Origin of the sequence: Micromonospora sp. NPDC003816 (assembly GCF_042874705.1) — a bacterium.
Classification (GTDB): domain Bacteria; phylum Actinomycetota; class Actinomycetes; order Mycobacteriales; family Micromonosporaceae; genus Micromonospora.
Genome location: NZ_JBIANP010000025.1, coordinates 1 through 5094 on the forward strand (window position 1 = coordinate 1; position 5094 = coordinate 5094).

General features: G+C 57.3%; 2 rRNA genes. Both read right to left on the reverse strand.

Going from position 1 to position 5094, the window contains the following annotated elements:
- Positions 1-54: 54 nt before the first annotated feature.
- A 23S ribosomal RNA gene (locus ACFYTT_RS30940) occupies positions 55-3169 on the reverse strand.
- Positions 3170-3571: 402 nt separating this feature from the next.
- A 16S ribosomal RNA gene (locus ACFYTT_RS30945) occupies positions 3572-5087 on the reverse strand.
- Together the 16S and 23S rRNA genes form the textbook arrangement of a ribosomal RNA operon.
- Positions 5088-5094: the final 7 nt, after the last annotated feature.

Sequence of the window (5094 nt, forward strand, 5' to 3'; positions counted from 1 at the left end):
TGTTGGGGTGTGTTTGTTTGTTGTGAGTTACACAGTGGACGCGTAGCAACTTTGATAGTCAAGTCCTCGGCCTATTAGTACCGGTCAACTGAACCCGTTACCGGGCTTACATTTCCGGCCTATCAACCCAGTCGTCTAGCTGGGGGCCTTACCCCACCAAAGGTGGGTGGGATACCTCATCTTGAAGCGAGCTTCCCGCTTAGATGCTTTCAGCGGTTATCCCTTCCGAACGTAGCTAACCAGCCGTGCCCCTGGCGGGACAACTGGCACACCAGAGGTTCGTCCGTCCCGGTCCTCTCGTACTAGGGACAGCCCTTCTCAAGTATCCTACGCGCACGGCGGATAGGGACCGAACTGTCTCACGACGTTCTAAACCCAGCTCGCGTACCGCTTTAATGGGCGAACAGCCCAACCCTTGGGACCTGCTACAGCCCCAGGATGCGACGAGCCGACATCGAGGTGCCAAACCATCCCGTCGATATGGACTCTTGGGGAAGATCAGCCTGTTATCCCCGGGGTACCTTTTATCCGTTGAGCGACACCGCTTCCACACGCAAGTGCCGGATCACTAGTCCCGACTTTCGTCCCTGCTCGACCCGTCAGTCTCACAGTCAAGCTCCCTTGTGTACTTGCACTCAACACCTGATTGCCAACCAGGCTGAGGGAACCTTTGGGCGCCTCCGTTACCTTTTAGGAGGCAACCGCCCCAGTTAAACTACCCACCAGACACTGTCCCTGAACCGGATAACGGTCCGAAGTTAGATACCCGAATCAACCAGAGTGGTATTTCAAGATTGCCTCCCCCCATACTGGCGTATGAGGTTCACCGGCTCCCACCTATCCTACACAAGCTAACTCAGATACCAATGTCAAGCTATAGTAAAGGTCCCGGGGTCTTTCCGTCCTGCCGCGCGTAACGAGCATCTTTACTCGTACTGCAATTTCGCCGGGCCTGTGGTTGAGACAGTGGGGAAGTCGTTACGCCATTCGTGCAGGTCGGAACTTACCCGACAAGGAATTTCGCTACCTTAGGATGGTTATAGTTACCACCGCCGTTTACTGGCGCTTAAGTTCTCCGCTTCGCCCCGAAGAGCTAACAGGTCCCCTTAACGTTCCAGCACCGGGCAGGCGTCAGTCCATATACATCGAATTACTTCTTCGCATGGACCTGTGTTTTTAGTAAACAGTCGCTTCCCCCTGCTCTCTGCGGCCATACAACGCTCCACCCGCGCGGGGCTTCACGTCTCCGGCCCCCCTTCTCCCTAAGTTACGGGGGCAATTTGCCGAGTTCCTTAACCACAGTTCGCCCGATCGCCTCGGTATTCTCTACCTGACCACCTGTGTCGGTTTGGGGTACGGGCCGCTAAGAACTCGCTAGAGGCTTTTCTCGGCAGCATAGGATCACTGACTTCACCTGAATCGGCTCGGCATCACGTCTCAGCCTACATGCGCCACGGATTTGCCTATGGCACGGCCTACACGCTTACCCCGGCACAACCACCGGCCGGGCTCAGCTACCTTCCTGCGTCACCCCATCGCTTGACTACTACCCGCCAGGTTCCCACGCTCCCCATCATCAACCCGAAGGTCTCAAACAGTTTGGGTGGTTAGCACAACGAGGTTCATCAGGGACGCTCTTTCGCGGGTACGGGAATATCAACCCGTTGTCCATCGACTACGCCTCTCGGCCTCGCCTTAGGTCCCGACTCACCCAGGGCGGATTAACCTGGCCCTGGAACCCTTGGTCATCCGGCGGAAGGGTTTCTCACCCTTCTTTCGCTACTCATGCCTGCATTCTCACTCGTGCCGCGTCCACAACTCGATCACTCGGCTGCTTCACCCCCGGCACGACGCTCCCCTACCCATCCACACACCTGCACAAGAAACCCGAAAGAATCCTGCGAAGCACACGTGTGAATGCCACAGCTTCGGCGGTGTACTTGAGCCCCGCTACATTGTCGGCGCGGAACCACTTGACCAGTGAGCTATTACGCACTCTTTAAAGGGTGGCTGCTTCTAAGCCAACCTCCTGGTTGTCTGTGCGACCCCACATCCTTTTCCACTTAGCACACGCTTAGGGGCCTTAGCTGGTGATCTGGGCTGTTTCCCTCTCGACTACGAAGCTTATCCCCCGCAGTCTCACTGCCGCGCTCTCACTTACCGGCATTCGGAGTTTGGCTGATTTCGGTAAGCTTGTGGGCCCCCTAGACCATCCAGTGCTCTACCTCCGGCAAGAAACACGCGACGCTGCACCTAAATGCATTTCGGGGAGAACCAGCTATCACGGAGTTTGATTGGCCTTTCACCCCTAACCACAGGTCATCCCCCAACTTTTCAACGTTGGTGGGTTCGGCCCTCCACACGGTCTTACCCGCGCTTCAGCCTGCCCATGGCTAGATCACTCCGCTTCGGGTCTAGAACATGCGACTCAAACGCCCTCTTCAGACTCGCTTTCGCTACGGCTCCCCCACACGGGTTAACCTCGCCACATGCCACTAACTCGCAGGCTCATTCTTCAAAAGGCACGCCGTCACCCCTAAAGGCTCCGACGGATTGTAGGCGAACGGTTTCAGGTACTATTTCACTCCCCTCCCGGGGTACTTTTCACCATTCCCTCACGGTACTCGTCCGCTATCGGTCACCAGGAAGTATTCAGGCTTACCAGGTGGTCCTGGCAGATTCACGGCAGATTTCAGGAGTCCGCCGCTACTCGGGAACATCCATAGAAGACCAGCTGCTTTCACCTACCGGACTTTCACCGTCTACGGTCGGCCATTCCAGACCATTCGACTAACAACTGGTTTTGTAACTTCTTCGATGAGTGTCAGCTCACCACACAGAGTCCCACAACCCCGACCACGCAACCCCTGACAGGTATCACACGCAACCGGTTTAGCCTAAATCCGCTTTCGCTCGCCACTACTCACGGAATCACTAATTTGTTTTCTCTTCCTACGGGTACTGAGATGTTTCACTTCCCCGCGTTCCCTCCACACACCCTATGAGTTCAGGTGCAGGTGACATCACATGACTGATGCCGGGTTACCCCATTCGGACACCCTGGGATCACAGCTCGGTTGACAGCTCCCCCAGGCCTATCGCGGCCTCCCACGTCCTTCATCGGCTCCTGGTGCCAAGGCATTCACCGTTCGCCCTTGACAACTTGACCACAAAGATGCTCGCGTCCACTGTGCAATTCTCAACAAACAACCAACCCACAACCCACAGCCCCACACCAGCAACACCACCCACACAAGAGCGACATCCGGTATGCGAGACCAGGCCATGCCTGGCAACCAACACCATGACACCAACGGTCACAGCAATCGGCACTGAAGCAAACAACACCAAAGGGTTGTTCCTTCAGGACTCAACAGGGTGCTAATCATTTCCCCACAGCCGCACCAACAGAAACTCTTTCCACACCACCCCCGCAAAGAGATGGCCGTACTCGAACCCGCCGGCCGTTGCCGAAAGAAAACTCGCCAGTGTCTCCGCCAATTGAGCACCCCGACCCGACATTCGCAGGTCGCGGGCTCCATACCAGCTTTCGCCGGATGGTGCTCCTTAGAAAGGAGGTGATCCAGCCGCACCTTCCGGTACGGCTACCTTGTTACGACTTCGTCCCAATCGCCAGCCCCACCTTCGACGGCTCCCTCCACAAGGGTTGGGCCACCGGCTTCGGGTGTTGCCGACTTTCGTGACGTGACGGGCGGTGTGTACAAGGCCCGGGAACGTATTCACCGCAGCGTTGCTGATCTGCGATTACTAGCGACTCCGACTTCACGGGGTCGAGTTGCAGACCCCGATCCGAACTGAGACCGGCTTTTTGGGATTCGCTCCACCTCACGGTATCGCAGCCCATTGTACCGGCCATTGTAGCATGCGTGAAGCCCTGGACATAAGGGGCATGATGACTTGACGTCATCCCCACCTTCCTCCGAGTTGACCCCGGCAGTCTTCGATGAGTCCCCGCCATAACGCGCTGGCAACATCGAACGAGGGTTGCGCTCGTTGCGGGACTTAACCCAACATCTCACGACACGAGCTGACGACAGCCATGCACCACCTGTCACCGGCCCCGAAGGACCCCACATCTCTGCAGGATTTCCGGCGATGTCAAACCCAGGTAAGGTTCTTCGCGTTGCATCGAATTAATCCGCATGCTCCGCCGCTTGTGCGGGCCCCCGTCAATTCCTTTGAGTTTTAGCCTTGCGGCCGTACTCCCCAGGCGGGGCGCTTAATGCGTTAGCTGCGGCACAGAGAACCGGAGAGGCCCCCCACACCTAGCGCCCAACGTTTACAGCGTGGACTACCAGGGTATCTAATCCTGTTCGCTCCCCACGCTTTCGCTCCTCAGCGTCAGTATCGGCCCAGAGACCCGCCTTCGCCACCGGTGTTCCTCCTGATATCTGCGCATTTCACCGCTACACCAGGAATTCCAGTCTCCCCTACCGAACTCTAGCCTGCCCGTATCGACTGCAGGCCCGCAGTTGAGCCACGGGTTTTCACAGTCGACGCGACAAGCCGCCTACGAGCTCTTTACGCCCAATAAATCCGGACAACGCTCGCGCCCTACGTCTTACCGCGGCTGCTGGCACGTAGTTGGCCGGCGCTTCTTCTGCAGGTACCGTCACTTGCGCTTCGTCCCTGCTGAAAGAGGTTTACAACCCGAAGGCCGTCATCCCTCACGCGGCGTCGCTGCATCAGGCTTCCGCCCATTGTGCAATATTCCCCACTGCTGCCTCCCGTAGGAGTCTGGGCCGTGTCTCAGTCCCAGTGTGGCCGGTCGCCCTCTCAGGCCGGCTACCCGTCGTCGCCTTGGTAGGCCATTACCCCACCAACAAGCTGATAGGCCGCGAGCCCATCCCAAGCCGAAAAACTTTCCACCCACAAACATGCGCCCATGAGTGAATATTCGGTATTAGCCCCCGTTTCCGAGGGTTATCCCAAAGCCTAGGGCAGGTTGCTCACGTGTTACTCACCCGTTCGCCGCTCGAGTACCCCGAAGGGCCTTTCCGCTCGACTTGCATGTGTTAAGCACGCCGCCAGCGTTCGTCCTGAGCCAGGATCAAACTCTCCAACAAAAACCTA